This window comes from Bordetella genomosp. 9, from assembly GCF_002261425.1.
GTDB lineage: Bacteria > Pseudomonadota > Gammaproteobacteria > Burkholderiales > Burkholderiaceae_B > Bordetella_C.
Map to the genome: position 1 here is coordinate 1134781 of NZ_NEVJ01000003.1, position 21775 is coordinate 1156555.

25 protein-coding genes are annotated in these 21775 nt (G+C 65.9%); 13 read left to right on the forward strand and 12 right to left on the reverse strand.

Annotated elements, in window-relative coordinates:
• Positions 1-133 precede the first annotated feature (133 nt).
• Genes CAL26_RS16180 through CAL26_RS16190 form a run of 3 tightly spaced genes read left to right on the forward strand, consistent with a single transcriptional unit; the run spans position 134 to position 2045 of the window.
• Positions 134-712: a TetR/AcrR family transcriptional regulator gene (locus tag CAL26_RS16180; protein ID WP_094849915.1), complete on the forward strand. Its 579-nt coding sequence runs from the start codon at positions 134-136 to the stop codon at positions 710-712.
• Positions 709-1662, forward strand: coding sequence for an alpha/beta fold hydrolase (locus CAL26_RS16185; protein ID WP_256988482.1), 954 nt, complete (start codon positions 709-711; stop codon positions 1660-1662). Before CAL26_RS16180 ends, CAL26_RS16185 begins: the two co-directional genes overlap by 4 nt.
• Entirely contained in the window at positions 1659-2045 is a 387-nt protein-coding gene (locus tag CAL26_RS16190) for an ester cyclase (RefSeq protein WP_094847881.1), read from the forward strand. The genes CAL26_RS16185 and CAL26_RS16190 overlap by 4 nt, the downstream gene beginning before the upstream one ends.
• A gap of 31 nt (positions 2046-2076) precedes the next feature.
• Here CAL26_RS16190 and CAL26_RS16195 read toward each other — a convergent pair whose 3' ends face one another.
• The 8 genes from CAL26_RS16195 to CAL26_RS16230 form a co-directional block, all read right to left on the reverse strand.
• Positions 2077-2664 carry a DUF308 domain-containing protein gene (locus CAL26_RS16195; protein ID WP_094847882.1) on the reverse strand — a complete coding sequence of 196 codons (588 nt, stop codon included), beginning with the start codon at positions 2662-2664 and terminating at the stop codon, positions 2077-2079.
• 14 nt (positions 2665-2678) lie between these two features.
• Entirely contained in the window at positions 2679-3452 is a 774-nt protein-coding gene (locus CAL26_RS16200) for a molybdopterin-binding protein (RefSeq protein WP_094847883.1), read from the reverse strand.
• The gene (locus tag CAL26_RS16205; protein ID WP_094847884.1) at positions 3449-4276 is read right to left on the reverse strand and encodes a cytochrome b/b6 domain-containing protein; all 828 of its coding nucleotides are present in this window, start codon (positions 4274-4276) and stop codon (positions 3449-3451) included. Before CAL26_RS16205 ends, CAL26_RS16200 begins: the two co-directional genes overlap by 4 nt.
• A 33-nt stretch (positions 4277-4309) precedes the next feature.
• Complete coding sequence (locus tag CAL26_RS16210; RefSeq protein ID WP_179283375.1) at positions 4310-4945, reverse strand: hypothetical protein; 636 nt, start codon at positions 4943-4945, stop codon at positions 4310-4312.
• A gap of 95 nt (positions 4946-5040) precedes the next feature.
• A complete protein-coding gene (locus CAL26_RS16215; protein ID WP_094847885.1) occupies positions 5041-5691 on the reverse strand; it encodes a TetR/AcrR family transcriptional regulator in 651 nt (216 codons plus the stop codon).
• Positions 5692-5707: 16 nt separating this feature from the next.
• Positions 5708-7090, reverse strand: a complete 1383-nt coding sequence (locus CAL26_RS16220) for a pyridoxal phosphate-dependent decarboxylase family protein (RefSeq protein ID WP_094847886.1) — start codon at positions 7088-7090, stop codon at positions 5708-5710.
• A 14-nt stretch (positions 7091-7104) separates the two neighbouring features.
• Positions 7105-7455, reverse strand: a complete 351-nt coding sequence (locus tag CAL26_RS16225; protein ID WP_094847887.1) for a nuclear transport factor 2 family protein — start codon at positions 7453-7455, stop codon at positions 7105-7107.
• A gap of 99 nt (positions 7456-7554) precedes the next feature.
• Positions 7555-8427: an SDR family oxidoreductase gene (locus CAL26_RS16230; RefSeq protein WP_094847888.1), complete on the reverse strand. Its 873-nt coding sequence runs from the start codon at positions 8425-8427 to the stop codon at positions 7555-7557.
• 142 nt (positions 8428-8569) lie between these two features.
• Here CAL26_RS16230 and CAL26_RS16235 point away from each other — a divergent pair, with 142 nt between their 5' ends.
• A complete protein-coding gene (locus CAL26_RS16235) occupies positions 8570-9451 on the forward strand; it encodes a LysR family transcriptional regulator (protein ID WP_094847889.1) in 882 nt (293 codons plus the stop codon).
• A gap of 23 nt (positions 9452-9474) precedes the next feature.
• Here the strand turns inward: CAL26_RS16235 and CAL26_RS16240 are convergent, their stop codons facing one another.
• Positions 9475-9960, reverse strand: coding sequence for a PaaI family thioesterase (locus tag CAL26_RS16240; protein ID WP_094847890.1), 486 nt, complete (start codon positions 9958-9960; stop codon positions 9475-9477).
• Positions 9961-10037: 77 nt separating this feature from the next.
• Between CAL26_RS16240 and CAL26_RS16245 the strand changes: the two genes are divergently transcribed.
• Positions 10038-11390, forward strand: a complete 1353-nt coding sequence (locus CAL26_RS16245) for an aminotransferase-like domain-containing protein (protein ID WP_094847891.1) — start codon at positions 10038-10040, stop codon at positions 11388-11390.
• 11 nt (positions 11391-11401) lie between these two features.
• Here the strand turns inward: CAL26_RS16245 and CAL26_RS16250 are convergent, their stop codons facing one another.
• Positions 11402-12352, reverse strand: a complete 951-nt coding sequence (locus CAL26_RS16250; protein ID WP_094847892.1) for a GlxA family transcriptional regulator — start codon at positions 12350-12352, stop codon at positions 11402-11404.
• A gap of 215 nt (positions 12353-12567) precedes the next feature.
• On the opposite strand from CAL26_RS16250, the gene CAL26_RS16255 reads away from it, so the two are divergent.
• The 4 genes from CAL26_RS16255 (at position 12568) to CAL26_RS16270 (ending at position 15548) form a co-directional block, all read left to right on the forward strand.
• A complete protein-coding gene (locus tag CAL26_RS16255) occupies positions 12568-13326 on the forward strand; it encodes an SDR family oxidoreductase (RefSeq protein ID WP_094847893.1) in 759 nt (252 codons plus the stop codon).
• 62 nt (positions 13327-13388) lie between these two features.
• Complete coding sequence (locus CAL26_RS16260) at positions 13389-14612, forward strand: MFS transporter (protein WP_094847894.1); 1224 nt, start codon at positions 13389-13391, stop codon at positions 14610-14612.
• A gap of 130 nt (positions 14613-14742) precedes the next feature.
• On the forward strand, positions 14743-14976 hold the full coding sequence (locus CAL26_RS16265) for an RNA-binding S4 domain-containing protein (RefSeq protein WP_086065646.1): 234 nt from the start codon (positions 14743-14745) through the stop codon (positions 14974-14976).
• The gene (locus CAL26_RS16270; protein ID WP_094847895.1) at positions 14973-15548 is read left to right on the forward strand and encodes a restriction endonuclease; all 576 of its coding nucleotides are present in this window, start codon (positions 14973-14975) and stop codon (positions 15546-15548) included. The genes CAL26_RS16265 and CAL26_RS16270 overlap by 4 nt, the downstream gene beginning before the upstream one ends.
• A gap of 10 nt (positions 15549-15558) precedes the next feature.
• Here the strand turns inward: CAL26_RS16270 and CAL26_RS16275 are convergent, their stop codons facing one another.
• Complete coding sequence (locus CAL26_RS16275; protein WP_094847896.1) at positions 15559-16239, reverse strand: GntR family transcriptional regulator; 681 nt, start codon at positions 16237-16239, stop codon at positions 15559-15561.
• A 267-nt stretch (positions 16240-16506) separates the two neighbouring features.
• On the opposite strand from CAL26_RS16275, the gene CAL26_RS16280 reads away from it, so the two are divergent.
• The 4 genes from CAL26_RS16280 to CAL26_RS16295 all read left to right on the forward strand — a co-directional run bounded on the left by CAL26_RS16280 (position 16507) and on the right by CAL26_RS16295 (position 20922).
• Positions 16507-17322 (forward strand): enoyl-CoA hydratase/isomerase family protein, encoded by an 816-nt coding sequence (locus CAL26_RS16280; protein ID WP_094847897.1) that lies wholly within the window; start codon positions 16507-16509, stop codon positions 17320-17322.
• A complete protein-coding gene (locus CAL26_RS16285; protein ID WP_094847898.1) occupies positions 17315-19456 on the forward strand; it encodes an acetate--CoA ligase family protein in 2142 nt (713 codons plus the stop codon). The genes CAL26_RS16280 and CAL26_RS16285 overlap by 8 nt, the downstream gene beginning before the upstream one ends.
• A 31-nt stretch (positions 19457-19487) precedes the next feature.
• Positions 19488-20468 carry a Bug family tripartite tricarboxylate transporter substrate binding protein gene (locus tag CAL26_RS16290; protein ID WP_179283376.1) on the forward strand — a complete coding sequence of 327 codons (981 nt, stop codon included), beginning with the start codon at positions 19488-19490 and terminating at the stop codon, positions 20466-20468.
• Positions 20469-20541: 73 nt separating this feature from the next.
• Positions 20542-20922: a thioesterase family protein gene (locus CAL26_RS16295; RefSeq protein ID WP_157793016.1), complete on the forward strand. Its 381-nt coding sequence runs from the start codon at positions 20542-20544 to the stop codon at positions 20920-20922.
• A 55-nt stretch (positions 20923-20977) separates the two neighbouring features.
• Here the strand turns inward: CAL26_RS16295 and CAL26_RS16300 are convergent, their stop codons facing one another.
• Positions 20978-21694, reverse strand: a complete 717-nt coding sequence (locus tag CAL26_RS16300; RefSeq protein ID WP_094847900.1) for an SDR family oxidoreductase — start codon at positions 21692-21694, stop codon at positions 20978-20980.
• Between the last annotated feature and the right edge of the window lie 81 nt (positions 21695-21775).

The following is a 21775-nucleotide window of genomic DNA, read 5'->3' on the forward strand; positions in this document are numbered from 1 at the left end:
TGAAGGGGCAGAACGGACTCCCCGATTATTGCCCCTTTATTAGGAAACGTTCATTTCCTATAATGCGCGGATGATATCGGAATCCATCCCGCCCAACCCAGCACGTTCGCCGGGCCGCCCCAGGGAATTCGACATGGGCGCCGTCCTGGACGGCGCCGTGCGGATTTTCCGCGAGCGGGGCTATCACGCGACCTCCATTACCGACCTCAGCGATGCGACGGGCCTTACCGCCGGCAGTATCTACAAGGCGTTCCAGGACAAGCGCGGCCTGTTCCTGGCCGCCTTCGATCGCTATGTCGACGAACGCGGCCAGGACTTGCGGCGCAGGCTGGATATCCAGCCCGACGCCCGCGAAAAGATCCGGGCAGTACTGCTTTTCTACGCGGACTCGTCACAGGGCGAACAAGGCCGGCTGGGCTGCCTGGTCGTCGGCAGCGCCACGGTCCTGTCCACCTTCGATGCGGACGTCGCCGCCCGCATCGAAGCCAGCCTGCGGCGCATCCAGGACCTGCTGCGGACATTGCTGCGGGAAGGACAGCGCGACGGCTCGATCGCGGCCGACATATCCGTTTCCGCCATGAGCAGCGTGTTGCTCGCCGTCCTGCAGGGATTCCGCGTCATCGGCAAGTCCGGGCGCACAGCCAAGGAAATGCGCCGCGCGGCGGACGAAGCCATGCGGCTGCTAGGCCAACCACCAGGAGCTCCATCATGAATACGACTGCTTCCGCCTCCGCCCGCGTCCTGGACTGCGGGCCGGCCTCCTTGCCGGATCCCCGGTTCGAGGGTTACAGCCATCGCTTCCAGACCGTGGACGGCATCCGCATGCACTACGTCGAAGCCGGGGATCGCGGCCGGGACACGGTGGTCCTGGTCGCCGGCTATCCGCAGAGCTGGTACGCCTGGCGCAGGGTCATGCCGGCCCTGGCCGAGCGCTATCACGTCATCGCGCCGGACCTGCCCGGCCAGGGTGATTCGGATCGGCCGCTGGAAGGCTACGACACCCGGACCCTGGCCGAGCGCCTGCATGGCCTGCTCGCCGCCCTGGGCCTGCGTCGATACCATCTGGCCGCGCACGACGTCGGCGCATGGGTCGCCTACCCTTATGCCATGCTGTTCGGCGATGAGGTGCGGCGGCTCGCCCTGTTCGACGCCGGCATTCCGGGGATCACCCTGCCCGACGCCCTGCCCGCGGCGCCGGATCGCGCATGGCGCACCTGGCACTTCGCCTTCCATGCGGTGCCGGACCTGCCCGAATCGCTGATCACGGGCAAGGAAGAGATCTACCTGGACTGGTTCCTGCGACGCAAGGCGGCCAACCCGCAAAGCTTCACTGAAGCCGACATGGCCGAATACCTGCGCCTATTCACCAAGGAAGGCGGGTTGCGCGCCGGCCTGGCCTACTACCGCGCCGCGCACCTGTCGGCACGGCAGAACCGCGAACTGAACAGCAAGGGCCGACTGCAGATGCCCCTGCTCGCGGTCAGCGCCGACCAAGGCTCCATCCCCGACATGGCCGGCCCGCTGCGCGCCTATGCCGACGATGTGCGAGGCGTGCTCATCACCCACTGCGGCCACTTCATCCCGGAGGAACAGCCCGCGGCCGCCACGGCGGCGCTGATCGAGTTCTTCGGCGACGACCAGGCCCGGGAGAGCGTCGCATGACGAAGAACGAACTGGAAGCACGCTATACCGATTACATCGCCTGCCTGAACCGGCAGGACTGGACCAGCCTGGGGCGCTACGTCCATGACGACGTCTGGCACAATGGGCGGCCGCTGGGCCTGCCCGGCTATCGCGCCATGCTCGAAAAAGACCTCGAACAGATACCGGACTTGCGCTTCCACATCGAGATGCTGCTGGTCGACCCGCCACGCGTCGCGTGCAGGCTGCGCTTCGACGTTACGCCGAAAGCCGTGTTCATGGGGCTTCCGGTGAACGGGCGGCGAGTGTCGTTCCGCGAGCACGCCTTCTACGAATTCCGGGACGGCCGGATTTTCGACGTGCGCTCCGTCATCGACAAGGCCGCCATCGAAGCGCAGCTTTGAGCCTCCACGCGCGGCCGCCCTGGCAAACGCATCAAACGGCCTGGGCGGCCCTGCGGCGCAGGCTGACGAACAGCCATATCGCCGACACCAGGAAATACACCGCGCCCACGCCGGCGTAGCCGGCGACCCGGGTGATCGACATCGACGCCAGCGTAGGCGTGCGCGACTGCAGGATGAACAAGGTGCCGGCAAGCGCCGACTGCGCGCCGCTCAGGACCATTGCCCATTGCGCCCCGCTGCGCTTCCAGCGTCGCACGGCGGTGCCCAGTTGCAGCAGCCCGGCCAGTATGGCCCATACGCCGAACACCGCCAGCACCGAATTCGTCGTCATTTGCAACGCGACGAAGACCGCGATCGTCGTCACCACGCTGACGGCGACGTTGATGGCCTGCGTGCGGTTCCTGCCCAGGCCGCCGCTGCGCGCCGCATCGATGTAGTTCGCCAGGGCGTCCCAGGCCGGATACAGGACCAGCAGCACTGCCGCGATTCCCGGCGACTGCCGGCCCACGGTGAACGCGGCAGCCACCCACACCGCCGATACCACGGCGCGGATGAAGTAATAGGTCTTCAGCCATTGTTCCTGGCTGGGGCCGGTATAGCCCATTTGCATGTCAGTCATCTCATTTCCTTTCATCAGATTCCGGCGTACCACTCGTAGCCCCGGTCTTCCCAATAACCACCATTTCCGCCCCACAAGCCGGCATAGCTGTCCACGATCTCGATCCGCATGATGTATTTGGCCTGCTTGTAGCCCAGCTGCCGCTCGACCCTGAGACGCAGCGGCGCCCCATGTCCGACCATCAGATCCTGGTCGTTCATGGCATAGGCCAATATCGTCTGCGGGTGATACGCATCGATAAGGTCTATGCTTTCGTAATAGCGGCCGCTGCCATCCAGCGTCTTCTCCAATTCGTCCGCGCAATGGAAAACGGCGTATCGCGCGTTCGGCTTCAGTCCCGCCGGTGCCAGGACGGTCGCGAGCGGAACACCCGTCCACTTGGCGATCGCGCTCCAGCCTTCGACGCAGTCGTGGCGCGTGATCTGGCTGCGGGCCGGCATCTTGCGCAGGTCCGCCAGCGAATACTCCTGCGGGCGCTCCACGAGACCGTCGATCTTCAGGCGCCAATCGGCGAAGTTGCCTTCCAGCAGCCGCGCATACTCCCCGCTGTCCGGCGCGCTCGTGCCGTTCACGCGGAACGACGGCGAGATATCGGCTTCCGAGAACTCGCGGGCGAGCGCGTGGCGTCCTTGCAGCAGACGCTGCGTTTTCATGGTCAGCTGCTCGGCGGAACGGATGACGCCCGCGACACCATCGTCCTGTACCGCGGCGTCACAGCCGCTCAGGACGAGCGCGCCGGCGCCCAGCGTGCCGCCGAACAGAAAGCGGCGGCGTGTCAGCTTGTTCATGCGTCTGGCTCCTGCTGGCGAATGGCATAGCGGCCCGTGATCATCGAACGCATGTTGTTCCACAGTCCCGACAGCACGACCATGGCCACGTGCACGACGACGAACAGGACGATCAGCGATGCCGAGATAAAGTGCAGCGCCCGGGCGGATTGGCGGCCACCGAAGATGTCCAGCAGTATCGGAAATACCGCGTCCACACCCGGCGACATCGTCAGGCCCGTCAGCACCATCAAGGGCAGCAGACCACCGATCACGACGATGTAGGTCAGCTTCTGCAGCGCGTTGTAGCGCTTGGCTGCCTCGCCGGACGGGAAGCGCAGGCGGGCATGGTCGATGATCTCCTGCCAAAGATGCCGGGGCGCCAGCTCACGCCGGTTGGGCGCCAGGTCACGGCGAAAATGACCGCTAAGGACGCCCCAGGCCAGGTAGACCAGGCCATTGAGAAAGAAAGCCCAGGCGAAGAAGAAATGCCAGCGCCGTCCAACGGCCAGGTCCTGGTACGACGGCAGCGTGAGCCAGGCGGGAAAAGCGCGCGACGCCAATTCTCCATCCACCTTCGAGACGCCCAGGACACCGGTCGTGGACACGGACAGGCTGCCGATCTTCAGGAAGCCGTGCGGCACGCCGCCGTCGTCGGTCGACCCGATTTTCAGGAAAGCCGGATCGTCGTCGGCGCCATACTGGCCCCAATGCAGCTGGGGGTAGGCATTGAATATCTGCAGTCCGCTCAAAAGCAGAAAGCCCAGGCACAACACGTTCAGCCAATGCGTCAGGCGCGTGGCCACGGAATGCCGCCGGACGAGCACGGTTCGCTCGCGCGGCATGGGCTGGGAAGCTCGCTTATCCCTGTTCATGGCTTACATCGGCGGGACGACGCCGTTGGTGCCCACCACCACGCGCTGCGCGCTGAGTGCGCCATCGGCGGCCTTGGTGGCCGATACGAAGACAACCGCGCCCGGTTTCAGGTCGGCCTGGGTAGCCGGCGCGAACGTCACGACGGGCGTGCCTTCCGGAATGGCGATCTTCTTCTCCTTGCCGTGATAGGAGACCGTGACGGTGCGTCCGTTCACGCCCTTGACGGCATCCGCGACCGTGGCGTTGGTCATGGTGCTGTTAGGCTTCAAGTCCCAGCCGTAGCTGCCTTCGGCGGTGCCTTTCAGGGCGGGCGGGAAGATCAGGACTTCCAGCGCGCCATCGCCGCCGTCCTTGTTCGGCAAGGAAGCAATGCCCACATAATCACCCGGCTTGATATCGGTAATGTCCGCGCGGGCGACGCTCGACACCATCCATCCCTGCGCAAGCGCGATGTCCACGGTCTGGCCTTCCCGCGTCTTGACCTTCAAGGCCTGTCCGCTGAAGTCGACGATATCGCCACGGACGCGCACCGGTTCCGGCTTGGCGTTCTGTGCGTATGCGGACGAAGCGAGGCCGGCGGTGAGCGGCAGGCTGACGACGGCGGCGGTGAGCAGGCCGCGTACGAGTTTCTGGAACATGCTGACTCCTTATACCTACTAGTAGGTAGTTATCTGGCGCGAAAAAACAGGCTCGGACGGCGCGCCCCGCCAGAGCCAGACGACGTGGGCGGCTTCTACCGCCTGTTCGAACCTGCCTGCTTCTTCTGCGTGGCAGAGGAAGCCTTGTTGGGCGCTTCGGCCGCAAGCCCGGCCGTGAGCCTTTCTATGAGGGGATCGGTAACGACCCTGAATACCTTCGTATCGCCATAGGCGCGGGCCGAGAGCATGGCGCCGTGTACCGCCGCCAGGAAACCTTCGGCCTCTGACTGCGCGCTACCGCGCAACGCCAGCTTGCCCTGCTGCGCGCCCTGTTCCAGGGCGGAGGTCAGCCATCCGGCCAGCAGTCGGAAATGCCCGCGTACTTCCACGGCGATCTCCGGCGGCAGCACCGGCATTTGCGTCGCGAGCAACGCGCACACGCAGAAGGCGCTGGTCGGATCCCCGATGCATGCGGCCCAGTAGCCCGTATACGCGCGAAGCTGGTCCACCGGATCGGGATGGTGCTGCTGCATCGCGGCGATGCCGGCCTCGGCTTCTTCGTGATAGCGCTGCAGCAACGTGCGGACCAGATCGACCTTGCTGGGAAAATGATGGTGGATGCTGGCCTTGCGTATGCCTACGACTTCTGAAATGTCGGCATAGCTGAAGCCGTTGTACCCGCCCGCGATGATAAGGGCGCGGGCGCAACGCAGAATTTCGTCGAAGGTGCTGTTCTGGGTGACCATGGCCGTAGACTACCAACTAGTAGGTACGTCCGTCAACGGTTTTTTTCGCCGCACGCACCATGGCTTGCAGGCTGGCCTGGACATCGGCCTCGGTGGTCGCCCAGCTGGAGACACTGATGCGCATCGCGGTACGGCCCTGCCAGACCGTGCCGCCGCACCAGCATATGCCCTCCTCCTGCAGTCTTTCGATCACCGCCGCCGTGACCGCGGGCGAGCCGAAGCTGACCAGCACTTGGTTGAGCGCGACCTCGTTCAGCACCTCGAAACCGGCCGCTTGCAGGCCCTGTGCGAACACCCTGGCGTAGCCGCATGTGCGCTCCACCAGCCCCGCCACGCCCTGCCTGCCTAGATGCAGCAGCGCCGCCCAAATCTCCACCCCGCGAGCGCGCCGGGACGACTCCGGCGTGTAGTGGGATGGCTCACGCTGTTCCGCGCCGTCTTGCGCCAGGTATGCGGCATTCAGCGACATGGCCGCGCGCAGCGCCGCGGCATCGCGCACCAGCGCAATGCCGCTGTCATAGGGCACGTTAAGCCACTTATGGCCATCGGTGGCCCAGGAGTCGGCCTGCGCGATTCCTTGCGTCATGGTGTCGAACGTGTCGCTGGCCAGCGCCCAAAGGCCGATGGCCCCGTCCACGTGGACCCAGGCGCCAGCCTGGCGGGCCAAACGGCAGACCTCATCGGCGGGATCGAAGGCGCCGGTATTCACATTGCCGGCCTGGATGCACACGATGGTACGGTCGTCCAGCGCGGGGAGCTTGCCGGCCTGCATCCGCCCCTGGCGATCCGTGGCCACGATAATCACCCGTTCGCGCCCCAGCCCCAGCAACGCCAGGACCTTGCCCACCGTGACGTGCGTCTCTTCACTGATGATGACGCGTATCTCCGGCGCGCCGTATAACCCCCGGGCTTCCACGTCCCAACCCAGCCGCGACAGCAGCGCATGGCGCGCCGCCGCCAGCGCGGCGAAATTCGCCATCGACGCGCCGGTAACGAATGCGCCACCAACATCCGCGGGCAGGCCGAACATCCGGGCCATCCATTGCAAGGACACGTCTTCCAGCGTCGCGGCAACCGGCGATGTGCGCCGAAAGCAGGCATTCTGGTCCCATGCGGTCGCGAGCCAGTTCGCCGCCACCGTGGCCGGCAGCGCGCCGCCGACCACCAGGCCAAAGAAGCGCCCGCCGGCGGTCGCGACCGTCGCGGGCGAGCCGCTTTCATCAAGTAGCCGCAGCACCTCGCGCGCGTCGACACCCGTTTCGGGAAGCGGGTGCCTGAAGGCCTCCAGGCCTTGCAGTGCCTCGGCCGATACGGCCACAGGCCGGTCGCGCACCGACCCGACGTATGCAATCGCCCGCTGCGCGGCGTCGCGCAGCAAGGCTTCTACCTTGGCGTCCATAAGACGTGTCCTTGCTAGTTCGATTCGATGACGAATGCATTCAGCTCGGCCATCCGGCCATCGCGAAAACGCCAGACGTCGGAGTAGCGATTATTGACCAGCCGGCCGTCGCTGCCCCTGGAAACGATGGTGCCCAGCGCCACCACGTGGTCGCCTTCCGCGATCAGATGCGAAACGGTGAATCTGGGCGGCTCCGCGTACTCCTTCAGCATCGATTGCCGGACCGCCTCCTTGCCGTGCAAGGTCTCGCCCCCCACCGTCGTCCAGATTATGTCGTCGACGCAGAACGACAGGAATCCTTCGATATCGCCGACGGTGATTGCTGCGTTGGCATTCTGCAGGGCTGCTTTATTCTGCTGTGACATGGCGCTCTCCGTGGTTGTGATCGGCGCAAGGGACGCCGGTCGGTCGATGCTGGTCCAAGGTTAACCGGAGTCGGGACCGGCATCGTGCCGACCCGGCGCTCACGGTTTGTCGACCAGCGTCTCCCGGACAAAGTCGCGATAGGTGCGCAAGGGACGCCCAAGCAGCTTCTCCAGCCTCTGGACTGCTCCCGCACCAGCGTGCATGCCGTGATGCTGGATGCGGTCCATCATCAGCCGCATGTCGTAGGCCAGCCAATCAGGCCCGTAGGCCGCCATCTGCTGTTCGAAGCCATCGACGTCATCGCCGCCGTATTGGACATCACGTTGCAAAGCCTCGCTCCACGCCTGCGCGGCGGTTTGCCCGGTCAGGGCCTCCGGCCCCACGACCTCCAATGTACGGGCCGGCAGCGCGACGGGCGCATGGTGCCGCGCCAGCAGCTCGGCCGCCGCCACATCGGCGATGTCGCGCACATCCACCATGCTCACGCCGGCCTTTCCGATCGGCATCGGATAGACGCCGTAGCCCTCAACGACGGACCTGATGCGCTCGTCGTTCTGCATGAAATAGGCCGGCCGCAGGACGGTGGCGGGCAGATCGAGCGTTTCGATCATCCGCTCGACCGTATGCTTGCCCGTGAAATGCGGCACATTGGTATAGAGGTCGGCGTGGATGACCGACAGGTACACGATGCGCTCGATACCCGCGTCCCTGGCCAGGTTCAAGGTGACCAGCGCCTGGGTGACTTCGTCGGCGACCACCGCGTTCAGAACGAACAGGGTACGCACGGAAGACAAGGCCGAGCGCATTGCCTTGACACTGCTCATGTCGCCTACCACTTCCTGTGTACCCGGAGGCAGGGCGGCCTTCCCTGGCGTACGGACCAGGGCTTTCACTTCCACCCCGCTCGTGGCGAGACGCTGGACGATTTGTGAACCTACGGTGCCGGACGCACCAGTGACGAGAATGCTCATGATTGGCTCCATTTGGAAAGTCGATACGGGCGCAGTCGTCAGGTTGGCGACTTCCGTATCGCGTAGGTCACACGATAGGCAGTTTCAGAATCAAAACAAAGACCATAAAATATAGACAGCCCGTATCAAAAACGAGACACACATGGATCTGAACGCCCTGGCGGATTTCCAATTGGTCGCCGCCCATGGCGGCTTCGGCCGGGCCAGCCGCGCCAGCGGCCGGTCCAAGGCCACGCTATCGCGGCGCGTCGGCGATCTCGAAGACTCGCTGGGTATCCGGCTCATCGAACGCGGCGCCCGCAGCCTGGAGCTGACCGAGGCCGGACAGATGCTGCTGGCCCGGACGGAAGGACCGATGCATGAAGTCGCGGAAGCGGCGGCCGCGGCACGCGAAGGACTGGCAACGCCGCGCGGCCGGCTGCGCATCGCCGCGCCCATCCTGTTCTCGCAAGTGGCGCTGGGACGGCTGGCCGCCCGATTTGTCGCGCTATACCCCGACGTGCAGATCGAAGCCGTCGCCGAAGACCGCTTCGTCGATCTGGTCGACGATCATTTCGACGTGGCCGTCCGCGCCAATCCCGGCAAGGACAGCACCCTGGTCGGACGCTGCTTCGCCAGAGACAGGCTGGTGCTGGCCGCCGCGCCATCCATCCGCAAACCCAGGAGCCGCGGCGCGCCAGCCCTGCCCGTTCCGGCAGTCGTCATGACCAGCCACCGCGACGGAGAAGTATGGACGCTGCGCAACGGGCAGCTCAGCGTCGCGCCTCAACCGGTCTTGCGGCTGTCTTCCCTGCTGACGGTCCGTGATGCGATCGTCGCCGGCGCGGGCATCGCCATGCTGCCCGAATCCATCATTGGCGGCATGCTGGAAAGCGGCCAGCTGGTGTCATGGGGAATCACGGGCGACGACGTCGAGCTTTGGGCCTTGCACACGTCCCGGCGCCTGCAGAGCCCGAAAGTACGGGCCTTCGTCGACTTCATTTGCGAACAGTACCCGGATGGACGGTTCACGGTGCCAGGCTGACCGACGCACCCGCGCCCACGGTATCACCGGCCCTGGGCACGATCTCCGTTCAGCGTCATGACAGCGCTGGTGATGCTTGCCACGGCCTTGCCGTCGTCCCGCCGGATATCGCAGCGGTAATGGCTGATCGTCCTGCCCCGGTGCTCCGCCCAGGCCTCCGCCACCAGGCGAGCCTGCCATACCGGGCGAAGAAACGTCGCCTTCAGATCGATGCTGGTGAAGCTCTCACCCGGATCCATCAGTGTCGAATGCGCCGTGCCTATGGCCGCGTCGGCCAGTTCGCACAGCAGCCCTCCGTGGACGGTGCCCTGCTGATTTCCGTGGCGGGTGGCGTCCGCATCCAGTTCCAGGGTTGCCGTGGCTACGCCGATGGCGACGATACGCAGGTCCAGCAGCCGCGAGATCGCGGTGGGATAGCGCATATGCGTCGTCGCGCCGTCCGGCAGCGTGCCGTCGAGCTGGCGTTGCAGGTATTCCAATACGGGCAGTTGCATGGCGGCTGTCGTCATGAAGGCGTGTTCCTCTTCCTATGCGCAGGCTAATCGCCTAAATTGGAACAATCAAAAAATTGTCCTAGATACATTGCATGCGCCCTTCCCCCCTCTCGCCCATCATCGAGAAACTGGCGGCCGACATCCGGAACGGCAGGCTGGCGCCAGGTGCGGCGCTGCCCACGCACCGGGAGCTCGCCGCCCGCCATGGCGTGGCCATCGCCTCGGCCAGCAAGGTCTACGCGCGGCTCAAGGACATGGGCCTGGTCATAGGCGAAACGGGACGAGGCACCTTCGTGCGCGACCGGCCGCGGGAGCGGGACTGGGACCCAGGCGACGAAGCCCGGCTGAGCGCCGCCGCCACCGACCTGTCCTTCAATCACCCAACCTGGCCGGGCCAGGCCGACCTGTTGCGCGGCATGTTGCGCGAGCTGGCGGGCAGCGGCGACCTGGCCGCGCTGATGCACCAGCAACCCCCCGGGGGCCGGCGCCACGAGCGGCAGATCGTGGCCGACTTCCTGGCCAGGGAACGCGGCATCCGCGCGGACCCGCAATGCGTTTTCCTGGTCAACGGTGCGCAGCAGGGACTGGATATCGCCGTGCGCGCATTGCTGCGCGCGCATGACATGGTCGCCGTCGACGCCCTGACGTATCCCGGATTCAAGATGCTGGCCGAAGCGCGCGAACTGGTGCTGAAGCCTGTCCCGGCGTCACCGCCGGGCGCGGCCGAGGGTCCGGACCCGCAGGCCCTGGACGCGCTGTGCCGCCGCCATCCCGTACGCGCGATCTACGCCATGCCGACACTGCACAATCCGCTGGGATGGGTATTGACCGCGCGCCAGCGCGCACGGCTGGTGGACATCGCCAGGCGGCACGACTGCCTGATCGTCGAGGACGCCGCCTACGCCTATCTCGCCGGCAACGCGCCCCCTTCGCTGGTGACGCTAGCCGCCGAGCGCACCGTCTACGTCTCCAGTCTGTCGAAAAGCCTGGCCAGCGGCCTGCGCTTCGGCTACGTGGTGGCGCCGCCATCGATGGCGATGCGCATCAAGGCGCAGATCCGTGCCAGCTACTGGAGCCTGCCCAGCCTGGTCACCGCCATGGCCACGCGATGGATGCAGGACGGGACGGTGAAGCGACTGGAATCCGAGCATCGCCATGGGGCACGGCTGCGCCAGGCCGTCGCTCGCAAGGTGTTCGCGGGCATGGACATGACCGCCCACCCCAATGCGCTGTTCGTATGGCTGCGCCTGCCACCCGAGCTGCGCGCGGACCGCATCGCCATGGCGCTGGCCGAAAGGCAGATAGCGGTGTCAAAGGCGGAAGCCTACGCGACCACCCGCCACGCACCGCAGGCGCTGCGGCTGGGTCTGGGTTCCGTACCCTTGGACGAGTTGCAGGCCGTGCTCGCGCGGGTACGCGATGTCATCGATGCATACCCGATATAGTTCCGTGCGACTCACACCATCGGCTCACTGCCCATGAGCACGAGGCTGCGCTTCAGCCCCGTGGGTGGCTGCCCATAGGTCCTGAGGAAAGCACGGCGCATCCGGTCCCGGTCGGCGAAGCCGGTGTCGCGCGCCACCACGTCCATGGAATGCCGGCCGTCTTCCAGCATCGCCCTGGCGGCCTCCAGCCGCAGAAGCTCGACCGCCTTGGCCGGCGACTGCCCGGTCTCCTCGCGGAAGACGCGGCTGAACTGACGTGGCGACAGGCTGGCTGCCTGTGCCAATTCTTCCACGTTGAGCGCGTTGCGCAGATTCTCCTTCGCATAGGTCAGGGCGCGTTTCACCCTGTCGGTACGAGGCTCCATCTGCAGCAGGGCCGAGAACTGCGATTGCCCGCCCGGACGGCGGTGGTAAACCACCAGCTTGCGCGCGACCTGACGCGCCAGTTCCGCGCCATGGTCGTCCTCGATCAACGCGAGCGCCAGATCGATCGCCGCCGACATTCCAGCCGACGTCCAGATATTGCCATCCCGGATGAAGATACGGTCTTCGTCGACCCGCACCTCGGGGAAGCGTTCCTGCAGGCGTCGGGCATGCGCCCAATGCGTGGTGGCGGTGCGGCCATTCAGCAGCCCGGCCTCGGCCAACACGAAAGCGCCCGTGCATACGCCGGCGATCCGCCGCGCCTCTACCGCGGCGCGGACCAGATAGGCCCTCACGCCAGGTGCGACGGGGCCGGGCTTCAACTCGCCCGCCACGATCAGTGTGTCGGGCATCACCCCGAAGGGCACCGACTCGATGCCCGCGCTCATGGTGGATCGAACGATGCCGCCGGCCTCGGAAAGTATGGTCAGCCGATAACCGTCGTCGCCGAGTTCGCCGTTGGCGAGTTCGAAGGCGGCGATCGCGGACAAACCCATGAGCTGGAAGCCGTCCTCCAGGATCAATCCTATCTGGCGCATTGCGTGTCTCGATATGCTGGATACGTGGTGTCAGGATACTGCAAAGCAGGCATGAAAAGCCGGATATCAGCAAAACTTCTGGACCTGGCTCGCAGGCCTATGTCCTTAATTGACGTTTCAATGACATTTGTGACGGCCCGAAACTACGGCAAAGTGACGACATGCGCGGTGCCTGAACCGTTCGGCGCCCACCTACTCCGCTAAAGGACATCCACATGAAGCTCACCGACAACACCATCCTGATCACCGGCGGTACGTCCGGCATCGGCCGCGGCCTGGCGCAAGCGTTCCATGCCCTGGGCAATAAAGTCGTCATCGCCGGGCGCCGCCAGGCGCTGCTGGACGAGATAACGGCCGCCCACGCCGGCATGGAGGGCGTGCAGCTCGACATCGCCGATGCCGGCGATATCGAACGCGTGGCCCGGACACTCATTGCCCGGTACCCAAGGCTCAACGTCCTGATCAACAACGCGGGCATCATGCCCTTCGACAACGCCGCCGCCGCGGTCGACGACGCCACCTCTCGCCGCATCCTGGACACCAACCTGCTCGGTCCTATCCGCCTGACGTCGGCGCTGATCGACCACCTGAAAGCGCAGCCGCGCGCCACCATCATCCACAACACGTCGGTGCTGGCCTATGTGCCCATTGCGACGAACGCCGTCTACTCCGCGTCGAAGGCGGCACTGCACTCCTACGCTCTGTCGCAGCGCTTCATGCTGCGCGACACCAGCGTAACGGTGCAGGAAATCGCGCCGCCCTGGGTCGACACCGACCTGATCAAGAAGAGCGGGGACCCGCGCGCCATGCCGCTGGATGCCTTCATCGCCGAAACCATGAAGGGGCTGGCGACCGACGCGCCCGAAGTCTTCGTGGAAGGCATCAGGGCCTTGCGAGACAACCCGGGATCAGGCGAACACGCCTTCGTGCATGCGTTCAACCAGAGCATCGTCGACAACCCGATTCCGGTCTGACCGAAACGCTACGCCGGCGCTGGGCAAATATCGGCCAGCGCCGCGCAACACAGGAAGCTGCCATGTCCTCTCAATCCTGCACCGCGGATGTCGCTTGCGGCGCGGCGCGTCCGCAAGCCGCGCCGGATGCCACCCTGGTACCGGCGGCATTCCTCGCGCTGGGCACCTTCGCCATAGGCACCGAAGGCTTCATGATCGCGCCGCTGCTGTCGACGATGGCCGCCGACTTCCACATGACGGTGCCGCACGTCGCGCTGCTGGTGGTGGTATTCACGCTGACCATGGCCTTGAGCTCGCCGATATCCACGGTGCTGACGGGCCGGTTCAGGCGCCGTGGCACGCTGCTGCTGGCCATGTCGCTGTTCGCCGTCGGAAATCTGCTCGCGGCGTGGTCGTCCAGCTTCGGCATGCTGATGGCCGCGCGCGTCATGATGGCGGTGGCGTCCGGCCTGTACGTTCCCAATGCCAACGCACTAGCCGGCGTCATTGTGGCGCCAGCCAAACGCGGCAGCGCACTCGCCATCGTCAGCGGCGGCATGACGTTGGCGATCGCGCTCGGACTGCCCTTGGGTGGCGTCGTGGGACATGCCTTCGGCTGGCGCGCCACCTTCCTCGCGGTCGGCGCCATGAGCCTGGCGGCCATCGTCGGGATCATGGCCGGCATCGCCAGGGATGCCGGCGCGGGCATCCCCGTCGCAACCCTGTCCCAGCGTGTCGCCGTCATCCGGCAACCCGCGATCCTGCGGCTGCTGTCGGTCAGCCTTTTCTGGTCCATCGGCGCCTATGCCGTCTACCCCTACATCGCGCCTTATCTGGCCAGCGTCCTGAATTATGGCGCGACGGGGATCAACGCCACGGTCTCGATGTGGGGGCTGGCCGCGGCACTGGGCGTGACGACAGGCGGAGCGTTGAACGACAGGCTCGGCTCCGATCGCGTGGTGCGGCTGTCCCTGATCGTGTTGGGCCTTTCGTTCTGGGCGTTGGCATTGGCCACAGGATTGTCTCCAAGCGTCGGCGCGATTCCGGTCCTGCTCGGCGTCGCGTCATGGGGATTCAGCGTCTGGGCTTTCTTTCCGGCCCAGATGGCGCGCCTCATTGCCGCCGGCGGCCCTGCCCAGGCATCGCTCGCCCTCGCCTTGAACACGTCGACCATGTACCTGGGATTCTCCATCGGCAGCGCCATGGGGGCCGGCATACTGGGCGCCGGCGCCATCTGGGGCATAGGCCTGCTGGCCGGCGCCGCGGAAGGCATCGCGCTGCTGCTCGATCGCCGCGTCCGCTCCTGATGCAGCGGCTCGCGCCTGGCGGTGCCCTGCGCCGCCCGTGTTTGCATTACAGTGAGGCCTGATCACGCGCCGATGTCGCCATGCTCCGCGCAAGGCGGGGTCGGTCGCCACTTTTACTCCTGCCTCACAAATGCCCACGATAGATTTCGAACTCGCGCCCGGCCTCCCCTTCATCGAAGTGAACCACCTGCTCAAGGTAACAGGGGTCTGCGATAGCGGCGGCGCGGGCAAGCAACTGGTCGCGGACGGCAGGGTCAGCGTGGACGGTGTGCTGGAAACGCGCAAAACCGCCAAGATTCGCGCCGGGCAAACCGTCACTTGCGGCGACGTCCGCATCGTCGTCGGCCAGGCCCCCGAAGCATGAGGTTCAAACCCTCCAGGAATTCGATTTTCGGCGTGCTGCTGCGCTCTCCGTGGTGGATGAGCGCGGGGATCGCCGCCGCATTGCTCGTCGGCGCCGTCGCGGCCCTGCCGCGCGAGTACTGGGCGATCGGCGTATTCGCATCCATTCCCTTCGTGGTGATTGCTTTCCTTGCCGGCTGGCGGCAGTTGCGCACGCCGTCCGACAGCCGCGTGGAAGCCATCGCGGCGGCGGCCGCGGCCATGTCCTGGCCGGCCTTCGCCGCCGCCATACGTTCCGGCCTGGAACGTGACGGCTGCCAGGTGGAAGCCTATCCTGGCGCCGGCGCCGACTTCGTCCTGAGCAAAGGCGACCACATCGCCGTGCTCAGCGCGCAGCGCTGGAAAGCCGCCCGTACGGGTGTCGAACCTGTCCGGGCCCTGCAAGCGGCCCGCGAACGCCGGCAAGCGCGCGAAGCCATCTACGTCGCGCTAGGGGAAGTTTCACCGTCGGCCCGGGAATATGCCGCGACGCATGGCGTCTCCTTCATGACCGCGCCCGAGCTCGCCAAACTGCTGCGGCACGCGGAGATCTGAAGCCGGACCATCATTCTCCGCGTTCGAGCAGATTGCGCAGCTTCCGTCCGCTGTTGTAGCAATGCGCGCTGGCAAGCGCGCCCGCCTCGGTCGCCATGCCCTGCAGGATGGACTCCACGATGTTCCAGTGTGCCTCGCACACGGAATCGAAAGCCATGTGATGCATCCCCGTCGTGGCGGCGATGTACAGACGGATCTGGTGCGTTACGGGTCCGTAGTGCTGCGCCAGCCGGCTATGCCCGGCCAGATCGACGACGAGCTTGTGCAAGGCCAGGTCAGCGTCGATCAATGCGGCGTGATCGGCCTGGCGGGCCGCGGCCACCAATCGATCGTAGGCGCCTTGCAGCCGCTCGCGCCCGTGGTCGTCGATGCGCTCGGCGGCCAGTCGCGCCGCCAGCCCCTCGAAATTGGCGCGCAAGGTGGAAATCTCCCAGGCATCCTGGACGCTCAGGCTGATGACGCGCCATCCCACATAGGGCTGCTGGATCACCAGGCCCTCGGTGACGAGCTTGTGCAGCGCCGCGCGTATCGGGCCGCGTGACAGCGTCATCTGCTCCGCCAACCGGGTTTCCGTCAATCGGCTGCCGGGCGCGATCGCGCCAGTCAGGATGGCTTGCCGCAGGGTGTCGGCCGCGGCCTGGTCGAGGCTGCGTTTGCCCGTTGCGGCGAGTGTGGTTTCTGCTTCCTGCACAGCGATTCATCTCCAGACGCCCGGCCCGGTCCCGGGCCGGCCGACGCCATTATTGCTTGACAAGCCCGGTAGCGGCGCCTACAGTCGCCGCAGACCTAGATTGTTAACAATATACCCCAGTCGCCGCACCGCACCCTACAAATGCACCACGATAGCGCGCTAAAAAAGCGCTATCTCTGTGCAGCAGGCAGGTGGGCTATCGTCGAAGCCATGTAATTGTTAACAATCAGCGCAATTCTTGAGCATAACGACCCACAGGAGAAGCCGATGTCCAACGACCCGGTCGTGCTGTATGAAGTCGAGCAAGGTGTCTGCACCATCACCCTCAATCGTCCGCGGGTACTGAACGCCATCAACCGCGAGATGAAATCGGAATTCGTCGCCGCGCTGGCGAAGGCGGAGGCCGATGCCGACACGGTGGTGGTCGTGGTCAGGGGCGCCGGCCGCGCATTCTGCGCCGGCGTGGACCTCAAGGACGCCGCGGTGAATCCATGGGACCACACGGTCGCGGGTTGGCGCTGGCACCTGACAGGCTGCCTGGAAATGTGCACGCAGATGTGGAACCTGAAAAAGCCCGTGATCGCGGCGGTGAATGGACACGCGCTGGGATCCGGCTGCGACCTCGCGCTGGCCGCCGACCTGACGATCGCGGCCGATACGGCGACCTTCGGCGAACCGGAAATACGCGGCATATCCGGTCCGCCCGGGCTCTTCATGCCCTGGGTAGCGGGAATGAAGCGCGCGAAGGAACTGCTCTTCTTCGGCGACACCATCGACGCCAACCATGCCGAACGGATCGGCATCGTCACCCGGGTCTGGCCCGCACAGGATTTCGATGAAGGCGTCCGCCAATATGCGCGACGCCTGGCGAAGGTGCCCGCCGTCGCGCTGGCGCTGAACAAGCGCACGATCAACAAGACATTCGAAATCATGGGCCTGCGCAACGCCCTCGATTTCAATACCGAGGTCATGATCTCGACCAATATGTCCAAGCCGGCGGGCGACCGCGAGGCTCGCCAGCGGCAGATCGCCGAAGGCGGCCTGAAGGCGATGCTGCAAAAGCGGGACGCCGGCCATGAATGACGGGGCGAACGAACCGCCGGTCGTCGACCTGTCTCCCCTGCTCACGCCGGCGTCCATCGCCATCGTCGGCGCGTCCACGGACCCGAACAAGATAGGCGCCAAACCGCTCAAGTTCCTCAGGAAATACGGTTATGGCGGCGCGATCCACCCCGTCAATCCCAGGGGCGGCGTCGTCGATGGATTGACCTGCCATACGTCAGTCGCGGAGATCGACGGTCCCGTCGATTGCGCCATCGTCGTGACGACGGCCGCGCACGTGCTTCCGGCGCTGCGCGACTGCGCGGCGAAAGGCGTCCGCGCCGCCGTGGTGATCAGCGCGGGCTTCGCCGAAACCGGCCCGCAAGGCATGGCCGCCCAGGCCGAGATGCGCGAAATCGCCGCCGCCGGCCTCAGGATCCTGGGCCCGAACAACCAGGGCACGGTCAACCTGGGGGCGGCCACCGTGGTCGGCTTCAACCCCTTGCTGGAGGCCCTCGATGGCTTCCGCAGCGGAACCATCGGGCTGGTCAGCCAGAGCTCGGGGGTCGGTTTCGGCCTGATGGGCCTGGGCCTGGAACGCGGCATGGGTTTCGCTCATCTGCTGACCACCGGTAATGAGGCCGACCTGACCTTCGCCGACTGCGGGCTCGCCCTGCTCGAACGCGAGGAAGTGCAGGTCGTCGCCGGCGCGATCGAAGGCATCCGGGATCCGGCCACGCTGCGGCGCCTGGCGCGTCGATCCCATGAGTTGGGCAAGCCGGTCGTGATCCTGAAGGGTGCGACCAGCAAGGCGGGCATGCGGGCCGCGGCATCGCATACGGGCGCCCTGGCCGGGCATGGCGCGGTGTTTTCCGCGTTCTGCCGGCAGGAAGGCCTGATCGAAGCGGACAGCGTCGACGCGCTGCTGGATTACGCGCAGGCATTCGCGTCGCCGCGCAGCCGCAAGACCGGCACGCGCACCGTGGCGATCACCGGCACCGGCGGCACCGCCGTCCTGATGGCCGACGCATTGGAACGCGAGCAGTTCGAACTGCCCGCCCCGGGCGCCGCGTCCATCGAAAAGCTGCGCGGCACCCTGCCCGACATCGCCAGTCTCGCCAATCCCATCGACATGACGACGGCGAACCTGGGCAACCGTGCCCTCTTCACCGATACCGCGCGGATCGTCGGCGCCGAAGGCAGCTACGACACACTGATCGCCGTCGTCGGTCCCGCCGTCGCCCAGAGCGGCCTGGACTACGCACGCCAGATCGTGGCCTCGGCGGACTACCTGCCATCCACCGTCGTGACATGGACGGCGCCCGACGGACCGGGCCAGGACCTGCTGCGCGCGAACGGCATACTGGTGATTCCCTCCCCCCAGCGCCTGGCCGCGGCCATGAGCGGGCTGCGCCGCTTCAATGAATACGGCGCGCGCCGTTCGGCGGCGGCAGCGGCACTGCCTGACGCCAGCGCCGAGCGACGGCGCAAGGCACGCGATTTCCTGTCGCAGGTCGCCACCAGGCAGTTGGCGGAACACCAGGCCCGGACGCTATGCGCCATCTGGGACCTGCCATTTCCACGGCAGACGCTGGCGCACGACATCGATACGGCTGAAGCCGCCGCCCGCGAGATCGGTTTTCCGGTCGCACTGAAACTGCAATCGGCACAGATCGGCCACAAGACCGAGATCGGCGGCGTCGTGTTGAACCTGAAGGATGCGGACAGCGTCAGGGCGGCGGCCGAACGCCTGCTGAATACGGCGGGCCTTGCCGACGACGTGAAGATCGACGGCGTGCTGGTCCAGGAAATGGTAATCGGCGCGGGCGAAGTCATCGTCGGCGGAGTCAAGGATCCCGAACTCGGCATGGCCATCATGGCCGGGCCGGGAGGAACGCTGGCCGAGGTCATGCAGGACGTCTCGTTCCGCCTGGCACCTTTCGACGCGCGAGAAGCCGAATGTCTCTGCAATGAAACGCGCCTGGCCGCGCTCGTGCATGGCGTACGCGGCCGGCCGGCGTGGGACGCGCCGGCGCTTTATCGAACCATCGAACGTATCGCCCTCATGGCATCGGAACTGGAGGATCTGGTGGATGAAATCGACTTCAACCCCTTGATCGTCCGTCGCGACGGCGAAGGCGTGGTGATCGTCGATGCACTCGTTGTGAAGATCTGATCATTGCTGGACCTACCTTTCGGGACTCATGATGACTATCAACCGACGTACCTTCGTAATGGGCATCCCCGCCCTTGCCATGGCCAGGCCGGCGCTATCGCTGGCCCAGGGCTCGTTTCCGGACCGGCCGATCCGGCTCATCGTTCCCTTCGTCGCCGGCGGAGGCGCGTCGGTCATCGCGCGGCTAATCTCCACGGTCGTCGCCCAGGACATGAATGCAAACATCATCGTCGAGAATCGGCCGGGCGCGGGCGGCAACGTCGCCACGGAATACGTGGCGCGCTCCGCGCCCGACGGCTACACGATACTCAACGGCACGCTGGGCACCCAGGCGATCAATCCCAATCTGTACAAGAACGTCAACTTCGATCCGATCAAGGATTTCAGCCCGATCTCCCGCGTCACCACCACGCCCAACGTCCTGGTCGTCAATCCCAACGTCCCGGCCCACACCCTGCAGGAACTGCTGGCCCTGGCGAAGCAAATGCCCGGCAAGCTGAACTACGGCTCGGGCGGCAGCGGCACGACTACCCACCTGTCCGGCGAGATGCTGCGCACGATGACCGGCATCAATATCGTGCACGTGCCGTATCGCGGCGATGGACCGGCCATCGTCGACCTGCTGGCCAACCGCGTGCAGATGATGTTCGGCAACCTGAACGGCATGACGCCCCTGATCCAGACCAAGCAGGTGCGGCCGCTGGCGATCACCAGCCTGCAACGATGGCCCACGCAGCCCGACATTCCGACCTTCGACGAACAGGGCGTCAAGGGTTACGAAATCAGCGGCTGGACGGGATGGCTGGCGCCGGCCGGCACGCCCCAGCCCGTCATCGACAAATTGAACAAGGCTTTGCGGCAGGCATTGGACAACCCTTCGCTGCAAGCGCAATTGAAGCAATTGGGCCTGCTCACCATCGGGGATACGCCCGAACAATTCAAGCAGGTCGAGATCACCGATCTGGCCAAGTGGAAGAAGGTGGTCGCCGACTCCGGCGCGTCCGTCGACTGAAAAGCAGGCTCAACACCGACAACGAGCGTCCATGACGCAACGACAAGGGAAAGAAATGGCATTGGAAACCGGCATGACCCACACCCTCACCGTCAAGGTCGACACCGCCCTGAGCGCCGAGGAATACGGCAACGAAGGCTTCGCGGTTCTGGCGACGCCCGCGCTGGTGGGATTGATGGAAAGATGCGCGATCGAGTCGCTGGCGCCGTCGCTCCAGCCGGGCCAGGGATCCGTGGGTATCCACATCGGCATCGACCACCTGGCAGCCACGCCGCTGGGCTTCACCGCCACGGTCACTTGCACGCTGACCGCGATCGAAGACCGCATTCTGCACTTCGCGATCGAAGCCTCCGACGGCATGGACCTGATCGCTCGCGCGACCCACCGGCGGGCGATCGTCGACATGGCCAAGTTCCAGGCCCGCCTGGGCGCCAAGGCGGCGAAGGCATCCTGACGCCGCGCGGCACCCCCGCGACGATCGACGATCATCGCGGGTGCCGGCCTCTCGCCTAGAAATGCACCCGCCCCAGGGATGCGCCGCCATCCACGTGCAGGGTCTGCCCCGTCATGAAACCGGCATCGTCCGACAGCAGGAACGCGATGGTGCCGGCGATTTCGTCCGGATTGCCGAAGCGCCCCATGGGCACGCCCGCCAGATAGCGGCGCTCGCCTTCGCTGCCCACGGGGTTGTTGGCGCGAAACAGTTCCGTTTCGGTGGGGCCGGGGGCAACCGCGTTGACGGTGATACCGGTATCAGCCAACTCCAGCGCCCAGCCGCGCGTAAAGCTGACCAGCGCCGCCTTGGCCGCGGCATAGGCCGTGCGCTGCGGCATGCCCAGGATGGTCAGGCTCGAGATATTGACGATACGGCCCCAGCGTCGCTCCCGCATGCCGGGCAATGCGGCCTGCGCCGTCAATACCGCGGGATGCAGATTCACACGGAAGACCTCGCCCATCGCGGCCAGGTCGACATCGGCCAACAAGGCTGGACGGACCAGGCCGACGTTGTTCACCACGCCATCCAGCACGTAGCGTCGCGAGAGCTCGGACAGGACTTCCCGGGTCGCATCGTCGTCGCCGAGATCCACGGCGACGAATGTGCCCGGGAAATCCGGCGGCGCGCTACGGGCCAGCCCGATCACGTGATGTCCGCCCGCGACAAGGCGACGCGTAAGCGCCAGGCCGATGCCCCTGGTGGCGCCGGTGATAAGGAAAGTACGGGACATGCGTGCTCCTTTGCCGCCCCATGGCGGCGATGCGGGTGAGGTTCAGGCCGGGCCGCGTTCAGGCCGGGCCGCGTCCAGGCC